This window comes from Corynebacterium sp. HMSC062E11 (genome assembly GCF_001811845.1).
Lineage (GTDB): Bacteria > Actinomycetota > Actinomycetes > Mycobacteriales > Mycobacteriaceae > Corynebacterium > Corynebacterium hesseae.
The window spans coordinates 1-18556 of the sequence record NZ_KV806832.1 but is presented as its reverse complement, the minus strand read 5'-3'; the positions used below and the strand labels follow the sequence as shown (position 1 = coordinate 18556).

Sequence of the window (18556 nt, the reverse complement as noted above, 5' to 3'; positions counted from 1 at the left end):
CAGAAGCGAACCTCCCCTTCGAAAGGTAGTTAAAGATGAAGAAGTTCCTCGTCGTCGGTTGCGGTGGCTCCGGCGCCAAGACACTGGCGTTCATGATGGACCAGCTCAAGGCCGAGCTGCGAAGCATCGACCCGGACATGACCGAGTTGCCCAAGGCCTGGCAGTTCGTCAACATCGATGTGCCGCTCGAGGAGGAGGCAGGCCCGCAGAAGCTGCCGAATGTTACCCAGAATGGCGGCCACTACGTGGGCATTGGTGCTCGCCAGAACTACAACACCTTCGATGAGGGCGTGTCCAGCATCCTGGGCCGTGCCGGCAAGCTCGGTGAGATCGCAACGTGGGCCACCCGCAACCCCTCTACCAATGACGTGAAGCTGGCTGATGGCGCCGGCCAGTACCGCGCGATTGGCCGTATGCTGACCCTGCCGAATCTCAAGAAGATCCGCCAGTCGCTCAAGGAAGCGGTGGATGAGATGTTCACGCAGGAGGCAATCCAGGAGCTCAACCGCCTCAACTACAAGCAGACCAAGCTGGACACCGATACCGGTGATTCCCAGCCGGTTGTCCTCGTTGTCTCCTCCATGGCAGGTGGCGCGGGCGCCTCGATGTTCTTGGATGTGTGCCGTGTACTCACCACTATTCCGAACGTGAACCCGCAGGGCACCCTCATCTTCATGTACACCCCGGAAATCTTCGCCGATAACAAGGCGGATGACATGGCCGGCGCGTGGCCGAACTCGCTGGCTATGTTCGGTGAGGTTGTCGCCGCACAGATGGGTAATGCGTATGATCACGACCGCGCTATCTTTGAGGCCTTCGACATGGGAACCCCGCCGGAGGGGCAGACCTTCGGCCGTATTTTCCCCATTGGTTCCAAGATGGGCACCACCAGCGCTCGCTTCGGCGATGGTTCCGCCATGTCCATCTACCGCGGCTTGGGCCGCGCGTTGGCGGGGCTGATGGCTTCCACCAAGGCCAGCGATAACCTCGTGTCCTACGCGCTGACTAACACCCCGGCCGGTGATGGCGGCCGCCGTTTCTTCGGTTGGGATCGCCCGGACGGCACGCCGTGGGGGCGCCTGCCCTGGGGTTCGCTGGGTTATGCCCAGGTTTCGATGGGCCGTGACCGCTTTGCCGAATACTCTTCCCAGCGCCTTGCCCGCAGCGCCTTCGAGCGCCTCTTCAACGGCCACCTCGATCCGCAGAACCCCGAGGCCGGCGAGATGCAGATTGCGAAGAAGTTGGAGGAGCGCCTGCCTAGCGCCTTTAGCTCTATGACGCTTGATCCTTCCTGGGCACAGGGCGGACAGATCGATAGCGGTAGCGTCTGGAACTGGCTCAACAGTGTGTTCGGTGGCCAAGCCCAGCAAGCCGCGGACAGCGCCGCGAAGCACCTGCAGAACTTCATTCCGGTGGGCCAGGGCCGCAACGTCAACGAATGGCGCGAAGAGTTTGAGGGCAACATGGCCGATCCCCGCAATGAGCAGGCCATCGCATCGGTTCTGAACAATGCTGCGTATGACATTGTTTACCGCTACGCCAACTTCTTCAGCGATGGTGTCCTCGCCACCGTGGAGTCGGAGCTGGCTGCGGTGGGCGTGCCCTATGTGCGCGAGATGCTCTCCAAGATCACGGATGTGCTCACCAACTCTGACCGTCTCCTGCCGTGCCTGTCTGAGTACTCTGGCTACTACCAGAACACCCGCGTGTTGGCGAAGCCGGAAGGCGCGGATCCAATCCTCAGCCCGCTGACTGGCAAGGGCCAGATGACGGACCCGACTCCTACGGTTAATGCTCTGATGGGTCTGTACTTCAACCAGTTCTACAGCTACGCCCTTATGGCCATTGCGCACCTGCTCAAGGATGTCCTGCAGGACTATGCCGATGAGAACCTCTTCCACCTTAAGCGCGAGCTGGGGGATGCCCACGCGGTGTTGGAGAAGGCCGTGTCAAAGCGCCCGGAGACCAACAAGTTGGCCGACGTCCGCACAGACGAGGTCAACTCGTGGCCAACAGAGCTCGATGAGGTCGTGGAAACCCGCTTCAAGGGTGCCGAGAACGAGATCATGCTGACTGATGTCAACACCTTCATTTCGGACTACCGGGACCAGATGTTGCGTACCATCCAGGGCCAGCAGTCCACCTCGGATGTCACCAATTACGAGCAGGCTTATCCCTTTGCGGTGCGTGCGGTCATCCGCGGTGAATGGGAGTCGCTCGATGCGGCCCAGGCGCCGAATGACACCCTGGCCCCGCAGAAGCGTACCAACGATGCCTACTCCAACCGTGCTGGTTGGGTGTCCAAGTACCTCTCGCGCCATCCGCAAAGTGGTGAGTCCCGCGAATCGCAGCGCGCGCACTACCACGCTAAGATCCGCCCGACTGATCTGCTGGAGCGCTCGCGCCAGTGGATTAACCGCCGTGATTATGAGTTCCAGAAGTTCAACTCGGTGGATCTGCGCCGCTACCTCACTCTTACCCCGGACATCAACGAGGTCGAGCACGCTGAGCGCCAGCGCCGCTTCATCGAGGCTTTCCAGCTGGCCCTGAGCTATGCCCGCCCGTTGGCTGCTGTTAACGACGACATGGTTCAGCGCATCCACGGCAAGTCCGTGCAGTACACCTACTCCTTCTCCGATATCCCATTTGCGGAGCTTGGCTCCGCAGAAACTGGCATTGCCTCCCAGCTGGAGTCGGTGCTCAGCCGCCCGGAGATTGACGGGCCTTCCACGGTGGCTCTGCGCAACTCGCTAAACATGTCGGATCACGTTCAGCACATCGAGATCTTCGGTTCCTACCCCAACTACTCGCCGATCGTCTTCTCTTCGATGTTCAACTACATCGCCAAGGACATCGAGAAGCAGGACAATTTCGATGGTTCCTGGTGGTCGGAGCGCCGCACCCGTCCGCTGCCGGCAGCCCTGCCGCTGACGAAGACGGAGCGTCAGGCCATGGTGGCGGGCTGGATCATCGGACGCATTACCGGCCGCGTTTACATTTCCAACGCCGATGCAGCCAATGCGGCAGCCCACATCTTCGATGACACGGATGGTGGCGTGAATGGCTGGGTTGATTTCCCGGATCCGCTGCTTATCTCGCCGCGCCGCATGATCAAGAAATCCGACTGGATGCCTTCGGTTCTGGAGTCCATCTTCATCGCCTACGCGAAGGTGCAGGAAACCGGGCGCTACGGATTCGCTTCCTCGCTCTACCCATACCAGCTGTTGCGCGGGCTTTTCGACGACGGCCTGGACTTCGCCCATTCCGGTGCATCCACGCACCCGGTGGTTCACCGCCTCGCGCAGTTCTTGGCATCCGGTGAAGCTCCGAACCGCGGAGTCATGGGTACCTCCATCCAGGACCGCTACGAATCCTTCGTGGAGGAGCTGGATAAGTTCACCCGCGGCGCAGATCACTTTGTGCCGGGCCACACCAATTCCTTGCCGGGACAGGGACGGAAGGAAAAGCCCTTTGCGGAGGTACGCTCCCGCGAGGTCGCATCGCATACGCCGTACTACCGTGACTTGGCGCTGGACGTCATCGAGGTAGTTCCGGTTATCCGCAACTACCTGAACCAGGCCAAGACTGTGGCGGAGAATCCCGTCGCCCAGCCTGCCCCGCAGGTGCGTAGCTCCGATTCCGGCTTTGGCCAGGACGTCGCACCGGAATTCAACCTCAACGACCTGGATGACACCTTCTAATGACGAACGTAATCTTTTTCGGACACGGCGCCACGGCGGATGATATCCGTTCGCGTCTTAGTGATTTGCGTGCGGTTGGCCTTCTGCAGGACTTCCTTTGGATTGACTATGCCCACCCCATCAACGGGGCCGTTGTGCGCTCCTTTACGGAGGAGGGCACGGCGCGCTTGTCGACGCTCGACGATGCCCTCCGCAGCTTCAGCGGGGACGTCCTCCTCGCCACCATTGACCCGATGGATGCGGCACAGCCGCAGGACGTCGCCAAGCTCACGGAGTGGGTCGGGGCCGTCGATCAGCGCCTGATTCAAGCCTCCAACCTGCGCGTGCGTCTGTTGTTGTCAGCTCTTCCGCGCGAGAGCGTGGACATCGCTCCGCTGCAGGGCTGGAGTAACCTCGTGCTCTCCCCAGAGGAGGGTGGAACCCCGGCCTCCTCGCGTATTCGCCCCATCAAGCGCACTGCCAACGGTTTCGAGCTTGCACAGTTTGCAGCCCCAGCCGTAGCCAGCATCTTCGGTTTGTGGCGCGGCATGCCCGAGCCGGCAGTGCTGGACCCGGATACGCATCGCGTCATCGAGACCGGTGACCGGCAGCGCTTCCGTTTGGTGCGTGCCTTCCACCGCACCATCGATGCCGGTGATATTGAGGACAAGGTCAGGAAGGCCGTCTTCGATCCCGGCCAGCGCCTACCGCAGCCGCAGGTCAATAACATTTCTCGCGCCGTGCACTACGCCAATCCGGAGCAGCTGACGGATCAGTGCGCCCAGATGTTCATCAACCAGGAGATTTCCCCGTTGGTGAGCGCTCCGACCGCTTATGAGGAGCTGCAGTCCCACAAAGTCAGCGGCTGGGCGGCGTTGAAGGATAACCTGCGTTTGTACTGGTCCACCGTGGTGGGCAAGCCGCAGGATTGGGTCGAGGGCCAGCGCGGTGCAATGAACAAGAACGCGGCTACCTTCCTGCAGAAGATGCTCTACGGTGCGGACTCCAGCGTGGAGGTCGTCTTGGCCGGGCACTCCGGTAAGGGCAGCGGTGCGACGAGCGTCGACGAGCTGCGCCAAGCCAGTGAGCACACCATGCGAGTTGCCCGCGAGCAGCAGTTCTCCTTGGGCCAGGAGCCGCAACTCTCGCGCACGTGGGAGGCCTATCACGATTATGCGCTGGGGCTTGTCGATGGATCCTGGCGCGACAGCATCGACACCAAGGGGCTGCGCAATAACCAGGGCAACATGTACATCGTGCAATACGGTGGCCAGTCCGTGCAGGATGTCAGCGCTTCTTTCGAGGGCTTCCATCCGCTCATGACCAGCACTCTGGGCTATACGCACGAGTCCCAAGCAACCGTCGCGCCTTTCGATCCGGTGGGTGCCGAGCGCTTCGCCGCCGATATTGAGTACACCAGCCAGCAGACCCGCAATGAAGCTGTCAGCCGCAAGAAGCACGAGTTTGCTTCGTGGCGAGCAAAGAACAGCACCACCTTCGCGTGGAAGGTGGGCCAGGGCCTGTGGGAGAAGCTGGGGCACGCCCAGCAGAAGTACCGCGACGCACACGCCAAGGCACGTGAACTGCAAGAGTTGGCCAACAGCTTCCAAGCGCGTGACTTCAACGCGGAGAACAAAGCGCTGACCCGAAAGCTGCGCACGATGTGGATTGTGTTCTTCGTAGTGCTTGCTCTGATGACCTACATGGTGGCCGGCCGCTACAACCCGGACTTGCCGTTGGGTGAGTACCTGCAGTGGTTCGACTGGCCGTGGTACGTCGTGGGCATCATCCTGGCTGTTCTTCTTTTCCTTGTGTGTTCTTGGGCGGTCTTTACCAAGGCTCAGCGTGAGATCTTTGACTACGTGCAGCGCCGCAAGCTGTTGAACCGCAACCAAGAGATCGCCGCGCAGAATCTGGCGACGGCCTCGGCCGAAATCTCGCGTATCTCTAATGCCTATAACCAGTTCCTGAGCTGGTCGGCATTGCTGGGCCGCGCTATCTACGCGCCCTTTGGGCGCAAGGAGACGTCGAGCGATCACCTGCGGACGCCGCAGTCGGGCCTTCCGGAGAACGCTCGCATTGCTCAGGCCGTGCTCAACCGCGATGATGCCGTGCGCATGACGGATGAAATCCGCTCCCACATTTTCCAGACGGAGTGGGCACACCGCTCGCTCAAGTCCCTCCTCGATGACATGAATGACACCTTTGAGCGCAACCGCACTGGCCACTCGGCCGTGGCGCTCAATGAGATGTGGGGCATGGCTGGCCTCGGCTCCAGCACTGCGTTAGATAACCTATCGCGCAGCCTTGACCACCCTTATATGCAGGACCGCGACCTCAAGCAACAGGAATGGCAGAAGGTCATTACGGATCCACGCATGGCCCGCAGCTTGCAGCAATACCTCAGTCGCGTGACCTTCCGCGAGGAAGGCGGCAGCCGCGTTCAGAGCACCGCCGAGTTCCTCGACGGCATGAACCAGGAAAAGGGTGCTCTTCAGGCCTTTAGCCCCAATGCGCTGACCAATGCGGGCGGCGCTGAAGGATATACCGAAATCGACGGCTCGCGCACCCGCATCGTGGAGGTGGACAGCCAGACCGCACTGACCAGTCAGCTCTCACGTTCTGTGACCGTGGTGCAGTACGGAAGGATCACTGATTTCAAGTACCTGATCCCGGATGCGGCGTCTGGTGCTCCGTCCTTTAAGGATTCCTCGGACTTCTCCTTGGATGATCTGGATGACATGGACCACATGGGCTTCAAGTCGCCGGGGCAGAGCAATAGCGAAAGCCCGACTGCGCAGCCGTCGTTTGGCCGGCCGGAAGCGCCGGACCTCTCAGACCTCGACGAAACTTTCTGACGAGACCTTCTTAAGGAACGTTGATGACACACAATCAGAAACCTTCGATTGCGGATGTGCCGCTGAGTGAGCTTAAGTCCCTGCACCAGCTCAAGCGCGTAAACGCCGATGATGTGCGTGCAGCTGTATCAGCGCCGTTTAGGCAGTTCGCCGAGCAGATTGCCGCCGCGTATAACGGCGAAGCGGTCGAGCACCCGGAGCTGAGCGCGCAGGCGCGCAATGCTGCGGTGGACCAGGAACGTGCTGCGCAGGAGCGCGCGGCACAAGAGAGGGCAGCGCAAGAACGTGCCGCGCAAGAACGCGCGGCACAGGAGCGCGCAGAACGCGAGCGCGCCGCACAGGCTGAAGCGCAGGCCCGCCAACGCGAGCAAGCACAGCGTGCCGCTGCAGCCGCCGGTGTAGCGCAGACAGGTTCCGCGGCTCAACCCCAACCGGCGCAAGCAGCGGCACAGCCGCACGATTTCTTCGCCGAGTGGGAGGCACTGCAGGCAGAGGAAGAGCAAAAGACTCAGGTTAACGAAGAGGACTACATCACCATCCCTGGTTTCGGGATTAAGGCGGAGTACCAGTTTCGCCAGGACCCGAACTGGGAAGCCCCCGGCATCGAGTTTGAAGTCGAGGTGCCGCAAGAGGCGGCGCTGGAGCAGGAATCTCAAGAAGAGCCTGGCTACGGCATAGAGCCAGAACCGGAGCCGGAGGATTCCGATCAGCGCCATCCGGTGCGCCTGTGGTGGCCGGAGCTCGAGCACGCGCCGGATGAGGTGGTGTTCTACCGAGTCGTCGCCGATGACGCAGAGATGGTGGCGTCCCCGGATGCCGGTGACACCCTCGTCTACACGAAGGGAACCGCCTACCGTGAACACGAGCCGGGCGAGACAGGCTTGCGCCACTACGCGGTATGGGCTTATAAGGGCCGCGACCTTCGTGAGCTTGTCAACAGCCAGCCGGTATTCATGGGAGACACGGGCGTGGTCTTCCCGCCGGTGAACGTTCAGGTGTCCACCATCAAGGGCGCCATTCAGGTGTCTTGGGACCTGCTGCCGGGGCACTCGAGCGCCATGGTTTATGCCTGCCGCGATAGCGAGAAGGAAAAGCTGTCCCCGCGCTTCGAACAAGACGTGGACAGCAGCGGGCGCAAGGCGACTATTCCGGTGCAAGAGACCGGACAGACCGTCGTCATCTCCTTGCTGGGCCAGGCGGAGTTCCACGGCGCTACTGAGCAAAGCCAAGACGAAGTCGCAGTCCAGCGCTCCGTGAAGCTCGCCAGCGAGCTGGAGAAGCTGGAGCTCTCCCGTTGCGAGCGCCGCAGCGAATACGGACAGGACACCATCGAGGTGGATTGGTACTCGCCCAAGACCGGCGAGGTAAAGATTTATCTCACGCCCACCGCCCCGCAGGCGGACCTGCGCACGTCCGCAGTGCCGAAGACCTACGTCGAAAGCGCACTGTCGAGTGCTATCAGTGAGACCCGTGGTGTGTCCGAACCGGGCTCCTTCCAAACCACCACGGTGCCGTGGCCGCCAGATTGGTACGAGGTTTACATCACCCCAGTGAACTTCAACGATGCTGATGCCTGGGTAGGTGAATCCAAGGTGCTGCAGCGCGTGCAGTCCATTGAGGATGACCAGTTCCGGCTCATTGAGCGCGTGGACAGCCAGCTCATTACCTTCGATTGGCCGAAGGGTGCAACGGCGGTGGAGTACTCCACCAACCGCGAGCACGATCAGATCCGCGAAGAGGACTACGACCTCCAGGGAGGCATCCGCCTGCACCTCGATCAGCACGGTGATACCGTGCGGCTGAAGCCTTATGCGGTCTTCGCAGGCAAGCGCACCGAGGGCAATGAGCGCGTGATCCAGTACGAAGGTCTGCGCCCAGTGACCTATGACTTTGAGGTCGATTCCTCCCAAGGCCAAGCCAGGGTGTTCCTCTGGAGCTTGGGCAACGGCGATAAGCGCCAGTTCTCCTGCCAGGTGGTCTACCGAGCTGACCGCCTGCCGCTTTTCCCCGAAGACGGCGAGGCGCTCGGCATTGTGGAGACCAATCTGCAGAGCACCACGCACGTGGCTCATGGCTTGGGCCCGATGCGCGGGCAGCACCCAGATTTCACGGTGGCATTAGGCGAGCGCATTCAGCGCGGCGGCTTCATCCGCCTGTTCGCCGTCGAGGGCTTTGATAGCCAGGTTGATACCTCGTTCGACAGCTTCGGTGGTGATGATGCCTTCAGTGGTTTCTCGGAAAGCTACAGCGATGCTTCCTCGACGCTGAGCGCATCAGATAAAGCTGTGGTGGTAGAAGGCGATGTGTCCTACCGACTGGGGCTGTACCCACCCATGCAGAATCAGGCTCCGAACTATGAGGCGCAGTATGAGCAGCAGAACTACGACCAGCAGAACTACGGGCAGGATTATTCGCAGGATCAGTACTTTCAAGGAGGCCAGTAGTTATGGGCGGCGCCTTTAGCTATGCATCATTTTCCCGTGCCAATGGCCGCGCCGGTGGCTGGGGTGTAGGCCAGAAGGCCGGTGATATCACCCAAGAAGAGTTGGCTGAGCTCGTGTCCTTCGTGCCGACCTCTCTCAACAACGGCACGACGATCCCGGATTTCCCCTCTGCCCAGCAGCGCGCGGAACTGGTTCGCCGTACAGCGGTCTTTGCGCTCACCCCTGAGGCGGAAAAGTGGGTCACCATGGTATCCGTCCCCGCGGGCCTGGATGCGACCGGCCGCGGCGGCAACGTCTTTACCTACACCTCGATTTCGCGCACGGGAACCCCGCCGGCACCGGCGACGGTCCTGTTTTCTCCTGACATCCCAGCACCTTTTTCCATCTACGAGGTGGATAAGGTGCAGATTCCGGAAAAGATCTCAGCGCGCGGACCGTTGCACTCGGACGTGTTGTTGGAAGAGTTTTTGGATGGCGAATTCCGCTACCCAGAGAAGCTTCCCGCACCGTTCAAGGCGGTAGCCCCGAACCCGAATCCGAGCTTCAACCGTGCGCTGGTTTCTGCCATGGCCACAGTGTTGAATTCCCGCAACGGCCTGGTCATCCTCGTGGCCCCTGATAACCAGGCAGCGCTGTGGATTGCTGCCACCGCCCGCGAGGTGGGGGAGGATGGTTTCGGCTTCTCCACTTTTGAAAAAGCCGCCGCCATCAATGAGTTCCCGCTGAGCACCTCCACCATGCTCGTGGTGCCGCCGAGCGAGAAGCAGCGTCTCGCGGAGACGGCGATCCCCGGCAATCCGGTCGTGTTCGCCCTCGATGAGGCCCTGCCAGACGTCAGCTCCTATGCAGAAAATGCCGCGGAAGAAGCTGAGTCTGCGGCTCCGGAGCCACAGCAAGAGCAGGCCGAGCAGCGCACTGTTTCGACACCCATAGCAGAGGAGAACGCTGCAACGGGTAGCGAACCTGCACAGCGAGACGCGCAGAGCTTTGACGATTCTTGGGGTCAGGACCCAGCTGATTTCGGAGCACCTATCGCAGACTCCTCACCTTTTGCGCTCCCGGGTCATGGACCCGCGGGTACTCCGCCAAATCCCCTCGATGCGCCTGAGCCGAACACGGCGCAGGAGAACCCTTTTGCCACGAAGGCGGAGGCCGCGCCGTCAGCTGGTGCAGACACCGCGCCGGCAACGGCGTCGGGCGGCAACGCCAACGTTCCTGGGCTCAGCGCCGAGGAGTGGCATAGGCTCAAGGAATTCGATCCGCGCTGGTGGATCGAGCACCTTGATACCCACCGTGGTCGCTCCATCCAGCTGGCCTACCTCGATAAAAACTCGTTGGGTGAGGGGTTGGACAAGCTGTTGATGTCCGCGATTGTTGCCTCCTGGGTTTTCTACTTCCCGCGGGATTTCAACCTCCTAGCAGAGGATGCCCTGCAGCCCTGGGAGGACCGCGAGCTCGAGCACATCGGATACCTCACCGCTACGCACTTCGCCGGAATCATCGCACTGGATCATTGCGAGCGCTATGCCACGGGGCGCGTCGCCATGTTGCTAGATGGCACGACACAGTTGCTGGCGGAGCGCTCAGCTCCCATGCAGCAACGACCGGGCCCATCGCATTTTGAACCGAACACAGCATGGCAACACCGGGGAGCAGCTCTCGGTGAGCACGGTCGAAACATGGGATTCCACGGAAGGTAAGAGAAGGGAAGAAGCGTCATGGCTAAATACACACTGCGGGACGGAGAGTCCCGCCGCATCGGCTCAGACGGCATCCTGCGCGTTGAAGCCTTCGAGATGGGAACTGGCGGCGCCTCGATGGAGCTGGCGATTATGGGAGAAGGCGTTGATGCCGTGCGCGTCCACGACCTCTCCATCATGGTGCACTCCCTGCCTGAGCGCGCCACCATCGTCGTACGCCCCAAGCGGAATGGGACCTTCGGCCTGCGCAGCGAGGTGCGCCTGACGGTAAGCAACGCCGGTGATTCGGTGACGTTCCCGCGCGTGCTTATCGACGCCGCCGAGGACTCCGCCGAACGCCTCGCCGAGGTCACCCCGGAATCTGGGAGCTACCTCTTGGAAGCATTCGGCACGACCGAGGGCGCCGGAATCACAGATTCCGCCCGCGAGGTGCGTTCCAAAATGCGCCGCGCGGAGCTGGATGTCGCTGGCCTCGATGATGTCACCGTGGTCATCGATGGCTCTGCCTCCATGCAGGTCAACGTCACTCCGAAGATCATTGAAGCGGCCGCTAAGTACATCGATGCGCTCTCAGATGCTTTCCGGCACTTCCGCGCCACTGACGGGCAGGACAGCATCGAGACCCATAAGGTGGATGAGCTCACCCGTTTCATCGCGGGTGTGATTGATAGTGGAGCGGAGCGCGTAGGCCAGCGGCCGTGGCGCTTGCCGACTCTCACCTCCACGTCCTCGCTGGTCATCTACATCACCGATTCTCCCGTGGCCTCCATGCTGGAGACCCAGGTGCCCACCGTTGTACTCATCACCAGCGCCATCGGCCGCCAGGAGCTCGAGCTCGCGCGCATCAACGGGACTCCGGCTCATGTGGCCTATGCGGTGATCGACGGGGACGTCGTCAAGCAGCTCGAATCCGGAGCCAACACTGAGCTTTCGGAATTGACTGACCGCGTCACCGCCATGCTGAAGGAGAGGAACTAATGACCCAGGCACGTTGCCCGTGGACCTTTAAACCGCTCGAGGATGGTGTGACGGTGAGCCCGTACACCAACCGGGAGTTGCCGCAGGGATGGACCGACGCCGTGACGCATTGCGTTGCCATGGCGGGCGCGCGTAACTCCGGTAAGTCGCTGTATACCGCGGTGATGATTAAGCAGCTCAAGCAGCTGGCGCACAAACACAACCGCTCCGTGCAAGCGGCGGATGAATCCACCCGGGAGCGCTACGCGGAGGTATATGAAAAGCCGCTCTTTGAGGAGATGCGGGCCATGGACCCCACGCCGAGCGCGGTGGCTACCGACGCCTACCAGCGCGATCCGCTGATTTTTGAGCTCGGCAAGTGGCCCGATGAACAGGGCTTTGAGCGCATGAATTACTTGGTCTTCCGTGACGTGGCGGGCGAGGATTTGGAGAACCCGCCGGAGAACGAAGCCGACCGCGAGAATCTTGCGTTCTTCTCCCACGCGGATTTGGTGATTTTCCTCTTTGACCCGCTGCGCGTGCAGCAGATTCAGGACTTTATCCACGGGCTGATCCCCAATATTGGTGAGCTCGGTGCGGATTCCTTGCGGGTCCTGGATAACCTGCTGGCGTTGCTCGACACGGATACTCCGCCGCCGCTGGCCGTGACAATCTCGAAGTTCGACACGGTGCAGAGGCTGGAACAAGTTGATGACGTGCGCTGGAAGAAGCTCATGGCCAACCGCGGCTCCGCCTTCCGCCGGGATACCGGGTGGAATTTCCGCGATTCGGACCGCTGGATGGTTCACCTCGAAGCCGAATCGTTGTTGCGCTTCTTGGGTGCCAACGACCTCATCAACAAGATCTATTCGGCAGCGCCGAGTGGCGGTAGTTTCTTCGTGACCTCCGCGTTGGGTGAGGCCCCGACGGGCCGCCAGCTAGCCCGCAGCGGCATTGCGCCCTATCGCGTGCTGGATCCCATTCGCTGGTTGCTGAGTCAACGCGGCGTCTTTGCTGAGGATGTGTCATGACCTTCGGCAACCCGCAGTCTCCAGGAACCCCACAGCCGGGCTCGCCTGCCACACCCGCGCCGGACTATCGCTATGGGCAGGTCAGCGACACCGTCCGCCAGGCCCGCCGCGCGGCCGATATGAAGGCGCAATGGGCACCGTGGCCGTTGAAGATCGTAGCGGTGCTGGAGGTCTTCATCACGAGCTACACCGTCTACAACATCTGCCGGCTCATCGCCTTTGAGAACAGCCCGGCGGCGGTAACCCGCACGGACCAGCTTTCCACCGAGCTGGGCGTGTTACTTGCCGTACTGGTTCTCTTGGTGTGTGCCCTCACCACCTATGTGCTGCATGCACAGCAGTCCGCGCGAGTTGCGTTGACCGTTATCAGCGCCATCGTGGTGCTGCTCATTCCGGCGAGTTCGGTCATGCCCGCGTCCATCGCATCGGCGGTGGTCATTGTGCTGCTGTGGTTGCCGGCGAACCGGCAGTGGTTCGGTGGCCAGGCGCGATGAGGCTAGGCCTCGTGCATCGCGGGGCCTAGGCCTTCTTGCGTAGCTCCTCGAGCGCGCGGACATTGTGGGCCTTTTCAAACAGGTTGTACGCCAAGAAGTACATGCTGCGAGCGAGGTCGGCCTTGCCGGTGGAGGCGTGGCGATCACCTAGGAGCTCGGCGACTTCCGCGAGGGCGTTGTGCTCCGAAGGTGTCGTGGCCTCGGTGTCAGGGTGCCGGTCTAAGAAATTGAGCAAGACCTGCTTGGATTTGTACATGTCCTGCGCCTGTAAAAGCAGGCTTTCAGAATAAAGGACGGTCCATTTGGCCGATACGGGCAGGCTCTGGAGCTTGAGTGAATCCACGTAGCGGGAGGCCAGGATGTCATAGGCTTCCTCAGGGGCGCGGTGTTGTACGTCGAGGGTCACGGTCTTGAGAATCGAACGGAGCTCGCCGTCGAGGTCTCCGTAGCGCTGAAACTCGCGGGCAGCAGCGGTGAAGCAGGCCACGCGCTGCTCCACATCCGCAGCGGAGTGCTGTGCAGCATCGCTGTAAAAGCGGGCCAGCATCGGTGCCGGGAGCTGCTGGTATTCCTCATCCGCGCGTGCGTTGGACAGGATGGTGAAGGATTGCGCAGCAACGCGCTCGCAGTCGGCGGCAGAGTCTGATGCCCACAGCGCGCCTACGGCGGATTCGAGGATGGTACGGAGGATATCCCCCATCGTGGCCCCTGCGCCGTCGAATTCTCCTGCGGTCACGGCGTCGTTGATAGCCACGAATTCAGCAGCGTGTGTTTTCGCTTCGCCGCTCTTGGCGGCTTCTAGGCGCTCTTGGAGCTCGGCCAGCGAGACGCTGTTGCCGAAGTTCGAGGATGGGCTATTGGCGTCGGCTGAAGCATCCACGCTGGCGGGGGCGGACTCGGAGAAGTCCTTGTGGCTTGCTGCGATGCGGGCGGCGGCAATCTCATTCAACGCCGTGTCATCTCCAGCCGCGGCTGCCTTGGCGGCGAACTTCTCTGCTTCCTCGGTGTCGTTGTGATCCAGCCATGCGCGGGCGACGCGGGTATAGCCTGCGGCCACCAGCGATGGCTGTCCGGTCAGCGCGCCGAGTGCGGCAATGGTGAAGGAATCGTCGACGTTCTTGATGGTGCCGGCGGCCACGCGGAGGGTCTCCCGGGCCTCCAAATAGAGGGCGGCGGGAACGGCATCTTCCAGGCTGCCTAGGAAAGTATCATCTGCGAGTACTCGGCTAATCTGCTCATCAATGTGGGCGGACTCATCGGTGGGAAGAGAAAGCCCGGGAGCCTGGGCGCGCGCATAGGCGAGCATTTTTTCGGCGTCGGCAGAATCAAGCAGGGGATACGTCGCATCAGAAGCCATGGGGGAGAGTCTAGTAGAGGACTCCGGTGCGCGCGGGGCTCCTCGTAGACTGGTGGCCATGGATTCTCTTAGCCCCGCCGGACGCTACGCCCCGAGCCCGTCCGGCGATCTTCACCTGGGTAACCTGCGCACGGCGTTGCTCGCCTGGCTCTACGCCCGGAGCAGCGGGCGCCGCTTCCTTGTGCGCGTGGAGGACATCGATACGCAGCGCTCCTCGCGGGAGGCAGCGCAGCGCCAGTTGGAGGACCTCGCCGCGCTCGGCCTGGACTGGGACGGGGAAGTCATCTACCAGCAGGATCGCTACGCGGCTTATGAGGAGGCCCTGGCGCAGCTTCCTACCTACGAGTGCTATTGCTCGCGCAAAGATATCCAGGAAGCCTCCCGCGCGCCGCATGCCATCCCTGGGCAGTATCCGGGGACGTGCCGTGCGCTTAGCGACGATCAGCGGGCCGCCAAACGCGCCGAACTCGCCGCCCAGAACCGCGTGCCAGCCATACGCCTGCGTGCCGACGCTTCCTCCTTCACCATCCACGACGACCTCGCCGGCGAATACACCGGGGAAGTGGATGACTTCATCCTGCGCCGCGGCGGCCAGCCCCCGGCGGATCCGAACCAGGGCATGGACTGGGCCTATAACCTGGCGGTTGTTGTCGACGATGCCTTCCAAGGCGTCGATCAGATCGTGCGCGGCGATGATCTCCTGTCTTCTGCCCCGCGTCAGGCATACTTGGCGCACAAGCTGGGCTATCCGGAGCCGGAGTTCGTTCACGTGCCGCTCGTGCTCAACGCTGAGGGTGTGCGTTTGTCCAAGCGCGATGGGGCGGTGACCCTGCGTCAGCTGCTCGAGGGGCACGGTAGGGATGCGGGGGACGTCGTCAAGCTCTTGGCCCAATCCTTAGGGTATGAGGCCTCTTCCGTACAGGAGCTGTGCCAACAGTTTCAGGCGGAGAAGCTATCGCGGGAGGCCTTCGTCTGGGATGGCGCTGTGTAGCTCCTCTCCCTCGCCGGCCGCACAACGGTAGTCTGAGAACAGAAAAACTTAAACGGGGAAAGAAGCGCGTATGGAAGTTTTATTTGTCCTTATTGGCCTGATGCTGTTGACCGTCATTGTCATGGCGGTGGGGGACAAGATCGGGCTTCCCTGGCCAGCGCTTCTGACCATCCTCACGGCGGTGGCGGTTTCGGTATACGCCACTTTTTCGAATGGCACATTCGAGTTCGCCGTACCCGCCGACCTCATTCTTCCGATCTTCTTGCCGCCATTGCTGTGGGCGCTGGCAAGGAGAACATCGTGGGGTGTTATTCGTGAGCAGTGGATGACCATCCTGGCTCTGTCCGTGCTGCTCGTGGTGGCTACGACCCTTGCGGTGGGATTCACCGCTCGCGCATTCATGCCAGGCTTGGGGCTAGCTGCCGCCATCCTTATCGGCGCCGCGATTGCCCCGCCGGATCCGGTGGCCGTCGAGGCCGTGGCAGAACCTGCCGGTATCCCGCGACGCATCATTTCCGTGCTGCAGACCGAAGGCCTGTTCAATGATGCCGCGTCTATTGTGGCCTTCCACCTCGCCTTGGAAGCCGTGACGAGTTCGGGTGAGATGCACGCCGGGGAGGCGGTGACGCGGTTCCTCTACTCCGCGGCTGTAGCCGCCATCCTCGGGCTCGTCGTGGGGCGCGTGTCTTCGTGGTTCGTCGGCGCGGTTCACGAGGTTGTCGCTCGCAATGCCTTGACGTGGGTGATTCCTTTTGCCGTGTACATCGCCGCGGAGGAACTCGGTGCCTCCGGTGTCATCGCGGTGGTGATTGCCGCGGTGGAACTGCACTCCCGCGCACCGATTCAAGCGGAGGACCGCCTCTCCGGCCAGTCATTCTGGGAGACCGTCGAGCTGCTTTTCACGGGCGTGGCTTTCGGCCTCATCGGCCTGACCGTGTTCAGCGCCATCGACGCCGCGGGTGCGGACCTCTGGCACGCGGTCATCATCGGCGTCATCCTGTCCGTTGTTGCCTTCCTCGTGCGCTTGGTGTGGATGTACGCCTTCTATCTCATTAATAGGCGCCGCGGGAAGCCACGCCTGGCGCCGCTGCGCCTGCAAGAAGTGCTGCTTATGACGTGGTCCGGCATGCGCGGTTTGGTGACTCTTGCGCTGGTTCTGTCTGTTCCAAGTGGTTTGAGCTTCTACAACGAGTTGACCGTTATCGCCCTCGTGGTGCTGCTCATGACCATGGTGATTCCCGGCCTGTTGCTGCCGTGGCTTATGCGTCAGCTCGACCTCACTACGTATTCGCAGGCAGCCACGGATAAGATGCGCGCGACCATTACCTCCCGCGCGCGTAAAGCCGGCATTGCTGCGATGCGCGCGAAGTATGAGGAACTGGACCCCGACATTGCGGCGAATATCGCCCAATGGTTTGAGGACCGCCTCGGTGAGGACGAGGATGGTGAGGACGCTACAACGCGTCTGCGCATGGCCATCGAGGCCCGTGAGGTGGCCCTCGCGGCACGGCGAACAGCCCTCGCCGGCGCCCAACAAGAGTTGCTGCGCCTGCGCCGCGATAGGGAATTCAACCCGATGATTGTGGACGAAGTGCTTGCCGACGTCGACCGGATGTCCCTCGGCGCAAAGAAACACAGTTGAGGGGAGCGCTGATCCGTGACTAAGAATGGTGGCGAGAGGAGCGAATCAATGGACGCCTATGAGTACGCCCAGCTGGAAGACGGCCTGGATTACCTCTACGACTTCTTCGACGCTGACTTGGAGGAGCGCGTGCGCGCCGGGCGTGAGCTGTTGCCAGAAGGCATGGAAGACATCTTGGGCGACCACACCCTGGAAGACTACGTCTGGTTGTGGATCAAAGAACCTGGCCCCCGCGGCTTCCGCCAGTTCCTGCGCGATGGCGGCTATGGCGAGGACGAGGTGAAAGAGGCTTTCCTGCTCGCCCGCACCGAGTGGGGCATGAACACCCCGCCGCACGTGGAGTGGCTCAAGGAAGACGGTTTCGCGGCCCCCGAGTTCGATTAGGGGCGGTTGACCATGGGCGTTCGATGAGGTGCCCAGCTCGAGTGCCCCCCAGCCGCAAAGGAACCAAAGTACTGACACCTTATGCGAAACTCCGCATGTAATCACCTGGGGTTTTCCATCCTGGGCCCCGCAAATGGTGCCTTTGCTTTGGTTCCTTTGCTTGAAGGCTCCAAGCCACCGCATGAAGAATCCAATAGCCTCGATTTCTAATACCGCACACGGGCAAAGGGCATTTGGAATAATCGCGACTAATCTTTGGCCCAGCGAGAAAGGTTATGCCAATCATGCGATTCGATCATTTGACCATCTTGACCCGCAATATCGAAGCCTCATGGGAGTTCTACCATCAACTTCCAAACTCCGAAGCAAAGCCATTGTCTGCTGAAGAAGGATATTTTGAAGTGTCGTTTGATGGCAGCGTAATTGGCGTATTCGATTCTTCAGTTTTTGCTTCAGCCACTAACACTAGTCCGGCAACCCCCGGCGGAGCAGTAATCCAATTCTCTGTCGAGGACGTCGACGAGTATTGGGGTCAACTTCCAGATTCCTATCGCGAGGCTTCTGCCTCACCCAAGAAAATGCCATGGGGTTCTTATTCCGCCTACATTTCGGATCCAGACGGAAACATTCTGGAGTTCTATACGTGGTGAAATCAGTTTGCTGCTTCGCAGAAATCGGCTTCTGAGAATTAACGGCTTAAGGGACTTTTCGTGTGGATAAACCGATACGGATTCCCAAGGCAGCCTGGGATAATACGGTGATCTTGATTTTGAATCGGTTCCAACAGCCTGATCGGTGAAATCGACATCGGATAGCCATAGACCTGTGGTGGGAGGACTGCTGCTGGTGCGGTAATGCCAATTCATATGGCTAATAGGAATCGGCTGTCGTGCGATATGTGCGGCCACTTTCTGGTTAAGAACAACAAAACTGCGGCAGGACCCCAAGGCCGGCTATGCCCTCAGTGCAACGTTTTCATCGATTAACGGCTCTTCCGGTTTCGGGGTGCGTAGCGGGG

Annotated in this window: 12 protein-coding genes; 11 read left to right on the top strand and 1 reads right to left on the bottom strand. The window is 61.1% G+C overall.

What is annotated here, in order from left to right; all coding sequences use genetic code 11:
• The first annotated feature begins 35 nt into the window (after positions 1–35).
• The 7 genes from HMPREF2822_RS10845 to HMPREF2822_RS10815 are packed head-to-tail and all read left to right on the top strand — an operon-like array spanning position 36 to position 13164.
• Positions 36–3701, top strand: coding sequence for a tubulin-like doman-containing protein (locus HMPREF2822_RS10845; protein WP_070444263.1), 3666 nt, complete (start codon positions 36–38; stop codon positions 3699–3701).
• Entirely contained in the window at positions 3701–6538 is a 2838-nt protein-coding gene (locus tag HMPREF2822_RS10840; protein ID WP_070444262.1) for an AAA family ATPase, read from the top strand. Before HMPREF2822_RS10845 ends, HMPREF2822_RS10840 begins: the two co-directional genes overlap by 1 nt.
• A gap of 23 nt (positions 6539–6561) precedes the next feature.
• Entirely contained in the window at positions 6562–8982 is a 2421-nt protein-coding gene (locus HMPREF2822_RS10835; RefSeq protein WP_070524554.1) for a SaeA-related protein, read from the top strand.
• Between the two features lie 2 nt (positions 8983–8984).
• On the top strand, positions 8985–10682 hold the full coding sequence (locus HMPREF2822_RS10830) for a GAP1-N2 domain-containing protein (RefSeq protein WP_070524552.1): 1698 nt from the start codon (positions 8985–8987) through the stop codon (positions 10680–10682).
• Positions 10683–10700: 18 nt separating this feature from the next.
• The gene (locus tag HMPREF2822_RS10825) at positions 10701–11660 is read left to right on the top strand and encodes a hypothetical protein (RefSeq protein WP_070524550.1); all 960 of its coding nucleotides are present in this window, start codon (positions 10701–10703) and stop codon (positions 11658–11660) included.
• A complete protein-coding gene (locus tag HMPREF2822_RS10820; protein ID WP_070524548.1) occupies positions 11660–12670 on the top strand; it encodes a TRAFAC clade GTPase domain-containing protein in 1011 nt (336 codons plus the stop codon). The genes HMPREF2822_RS10825 and HMPREF2822_RS10820 overlap by 1 nt, the downstream gene beginning before the upstream one ends.
• Positions 12667–13164 (top strand): hypothetical protein, encoded by a 498-nt coding sequence (locus HMPREF2822_RS10815; protein ID WP_070524546.1) that lies wholly within the window; start codon positions 12667–12669, stop codon positions 13162–13164. The genes HMPREF2822_RS10820 and HMPREF2822_RS10815 overlap by 4 nt, the downstream gene beginning before the upstream one ends.
• Before the next feature lie 25 nt (positions 13165–13189).
• Here the strand turns inward: HMPREF2822_RS10815 and HMPREF2822_RS10810 are convergent, their stop codons facing one another.
• On the bottom strand, positions 13190–14521 hold the full coding sequence (locus tag HMPREF2822_RS10810) for a hypothetical protein (RefSeq protein WP_070524545.1): 1332 nt from the start codon (positions 14519–14521) through the stop codon (positions 13190–13192).
• A gap of 58 nt (positions 14522–14579) precedes the next feature.
• Between HMPREF2822_RS10810 and gluQRS the strand changes: the two genes are divergently transcribed.
• The 4 genes from gluQRS to HMPREF2822_RS10790 all read left to right on the top strand — a co-directional run bounded on the left by gluQRS (position 14580) and on the right by HMPREF2822_RS10790 (position 18188).
• Positions 14580–15512 carry a tRNA glutamyl-Q(34) synthetase GluQRS gene (gene gluQRS / locus HMPREF2822_RS10805; RefSeq protein ID WP_070524627.1) on the top strand — a complete coding sequence of 311 codons (933 nt, stop codon included), beginning with the start codon at positions 14580–14582 and terminating at the stop codon, positions 15510–15512.
• 70 nt (positions 15513–15582) lie between these two features.
• On the top strand, positions 15583–17154 hold the full coding sequence (locus tag HMPREF2822_RS10800) for a cation:proton antiporter (protein ID WP_070524542.1): 1572 nt from the start codon (positions 15583–15585) through the stop codon (positions 17152–17154).
• A gap of 48 nt (positions 17155–17202) precedes the next feature.
• Positions 17203–17538: a hypothetical protein gene (locus HMPREF2822_RS10795; protein ID WP_070524540.1), complete on the top strand. Its 336-nt coding sequence runs from the start codon at positions 17203–17205 to the stop codon at positions 17536–17538.
• A gap of 284 nt (positions 17539–17822) precedes the next feature.
• The gene (locus HMPREF2822_RS10790; RefSeq protein WP_070524538.1) at positions 17823–18188 is read left to right on the top strand and encodes a VOC family protein; all 366 of its coding nucleotides are present in this window, start codon (positions 17823–17825) and stop codon (positions 18186–18188) included.
• Positions 18189–18556: the final 368 nt, after the last annotated feature.

Bases quoted from the DNA above. Each gene is read 5' to 3' on its own strand.
- HMPREF2822_RS10845 (WP_070444263.1), top strand. From the start codon at position 36: ATGAAGAAGTTCCTCGTCGTCGGTTGCGGTGGCTCCGGCGCCAAGACA.
- HMPREF2822_RS10840 (WP_070444262.1), top strand. From the start codon at position 3,701: ATGACGAACGTAATCTTTTTCGGACACGGCGCCACGGCGGATGATATC.
- HMPREF2822_RS10835 (WP_070524554.1), top strand. From the start codon at position 6,562: ATGACACACAATCAGAAACCTTCGATTGCGGATGTGCCGCTGAGTGAG.
- HMPREF2822_RS10830 (WP_070524552.1), top strand. From the start codon at position 8,985: ATGGGCGGCGCCTTTAGCTATGCATCATTTTCCCGTGCCAATGGCCGC.
- HMPREF2822_RS10825 (WP_070524550.1), top strand. From the start codon at position 10,701: ATGGCTAAATACACACTGCGGGACGGAGAGTCCCGCCGCATCGGCTCA.
- HMPREF2822_RS10820 (WP_070524548.1), top strand. From the start codon at position 11,660: ATGACCCAGGCACGTTGCCCGTGGACCTTTAAACCGCTCGAGGATGGT.
- HMPREF2822_RS10815 (WP_070524546.1), top strand. From the start codon at position 12,667: ATGACCTTCGGCAACCCGCAGTCTCCAGGAACCCCACAGCCGGGCTCG.
- HMPREF2822_RS10810 (WP_070524545.1), bottom strand. From the start codon at position 14,521: ATGGCTTCTGATGCGACGTATCCCCTGCTTGATTCTGCCGACGCCGAA.
- gluQRS (WP_070524627.1), top strand. From the start codon at position 14,580: ATGGATTCTCTTAGCCCCGCCGGACGCTACGCCCCGAGCCCGTCCGGC.
- HMPREF2822_RS10800 (WP_070524542.1), top strand. From the start codon at position 15,583: ATGGAAGTTTTATTTGTCCTTATTGGCCTGATGCTGTTGACCGTCATT.
- HMPREF2822_RS10795 (WP_070524540.1), top strand. From the start codon at position 17,203: ATGGACGCCTATGAGTACGCCCAGCTGGAAGACGGCCTGGATTACCTC.
- HMPREF2822_RS10790 (WP_070524538.1), top strand. From the start codon at position 17,823: ATGCGATTCGATCATTTGACCATCTTGACCCGCAATATCGAAGCCTCA.